A 1,799-nucleotide genomic window follows, 5' to 3' on the forward strand; every position below is an offset into this window, starting at 1 on the left:
CTTGGCCGCCGCAAGCCCGGACTGCGCCGCGCTGCGTGCGGCGATCACCGCCTCCAGCGTCTGCCGCTCATGGCTCATGTAGGCCTTGGCGGTTTCCACCACATTGGGAATCAGGTCGAAGCGGCGCTGCAGCTGTACGTCGATCTGCGCGAACGCATTCCGGTACGCATTACGGGAACGGACCAGTCCGTTATAGATGCCAACACCGGCCGCGATAACTGCGACAGCCACCACAAGAAAGACCAGCAATATCAATGTGATGCCCATTCATCCTCTCCCCGTTTGTGCAATCGTGAAAAGCGGCGCTAGAATCGCCGACGGCAGTAGCTTACAGGCACCGATCACGATGAAAGAAAAGAACTCGCGCCGGGGAATCCGCCCGGTGGCATCGGGATTGCTGGGGGTGTTGATGCCCTTCGCATTGGCGTCCACCGCACAGACGCCCACCCACGCCAACCTGCCCATCGACGTGACCGCCAGCGCAGCCCTGCCGGTGAATCTGGAAAACGCGCCGCCCCCATCGCCCACGCAACCGATGCCCTATCGCGCCGCGCTGCGGCCCGACCAGGTGCAACCGCTGTCGCCCGAGTTCAATGTGGCCGCGATCGAGTCGCTGGCCGAGCAACTGACCTATGGCAACCGTGTTCCGGGCATGGCCATGGCCATCGTCCACAACGGCCGCATTCTTTCCGCGCGCGGCTATGGCGTTACCGATATCAGCAACCCGCAACAGGTGGACGCCCATACCGTGTTCCGCCTGGCCTCGTTGTCCAAAGCGTTTGCCGGCACCATGGCCGGGCTGCTGGTCAACGATGGCACGCTGCGCTGGGACAGCAAGATCACCGACTACGTGCCCGGCTTCCGCCTGGCCACGCCCGAGGCGACCAATGCGTTGACCGTCGCCGATGTACTCAGCCATCGCGTCGGCCTGACCTACAACGCCTACGACCGCGATGTGGAAGCCAACGCCGACTACTACACGCTGACCCAGAAACTGGCCAGCGCGCCACTGAGGTGCGCCCCTGGCGATTGCTACGCCTACCAGAACGTGGCCTTCAGCCTGGTTGGCGATGTGGTGTTCGCCGCCTCCGGCAACTTCTACGAGCAGGCGGTGGAGAAGCGCATCCTCAAGCCGCTGGGCATGAACGATGCCAGCCTCGGCCTGGCCGGCATCCAGGCCAGTTCGCGCTGGGCGCGTCCGCACGTGCGCAGCCGCAACGGCTGGGTTTCGCTGACCCCCAAGCCCACCTACTACCGGGTCGCACCGGCGGCCGGCGTCAATGCCAGCGCCAGCGACATGGCGCAATGGCTGCTGGCCCACACCGGCCATCGTCCGGACGTGCTGCCGGCGCCGTTGCTGGCCACCCTGCACGCACCGCTGGTGAGTACCCCCGGCGAAATGCGCTCGGGCTGGCGGCGTGAACGTCTGGATTCGGCCGGCTACGCACTGGGCTGGCGTGTGTTCGACTATGCCGGTCACTCGGTGGTGTTCCATGCCGGTGCCGTGCAGGGTTACCGCGGCCTGGTGGCATTGCTGCCCGAGCGCGACCTGGGTATCGCCATCATGTGGAACGGCGAAAGCAGCCTGCCCAGCGGCATGATGCCCACCATCCTGGACCGCGCCATTGGCCTGCCGACGCAGCGCTGGCTGGATGTGGATACCGACTTCGGCAGTGACAACCTGATGGCCGACGGTGCCCCTGCACGTGACGGCAAAAAGGGCGCGTCCTCCGAGCGTGCGGTGGCCTCGCCGCGCTGAGCGCCGGCACAGTGCAGCAGACAAAGGCGGCCAATGGTAA

At 65.5% G+C, this 1,799-nt stretch carries 2 protein-coding genes; one reads left to right on the forward strand and one right to left on the reverse strand.

The window, feature by feature from the left end; genetic code table 11:
• A partial coding sequence (locus JCM9942_RS15090) for a LemA family protein (RefSeq protein WP_256202400.1) occupies window positions 1–267 on the reverse strand: 267 nt, incomplete at its 3' end.
• A 79-nt stretch (window positions 268–346) separates the two neighbouring features.
• On the opposite strand from JCM9942_RS15090, the gene JCM9942_RS15095 reads away from it, so the two are divergent.
• Window positions 347–1,759, forward strand: coding sequence for a serine hydrolase domain-containing protein (locus JCM9942_RS15095; RefSeq protein WP_054660662.1), 1,413 nt, complete (start codon window positions 347–349; stop codon window positions 1,757–1,759).
• Window positions 1,760–1,799: the final 40 nt, after the last annotated feature.

The sequence above is a fragment of the Stenotrophomonas pictorum JCM 9942 genome (genome assembly GCF_001310775.1).
Classification (GTDB): Bacteria; Pseudomonadota; Gammaproteobacteria; order Xanthomonadales; family Xanthomonadaceae; genus Stenotrophomonas; species Stenotrophomonas pictorum.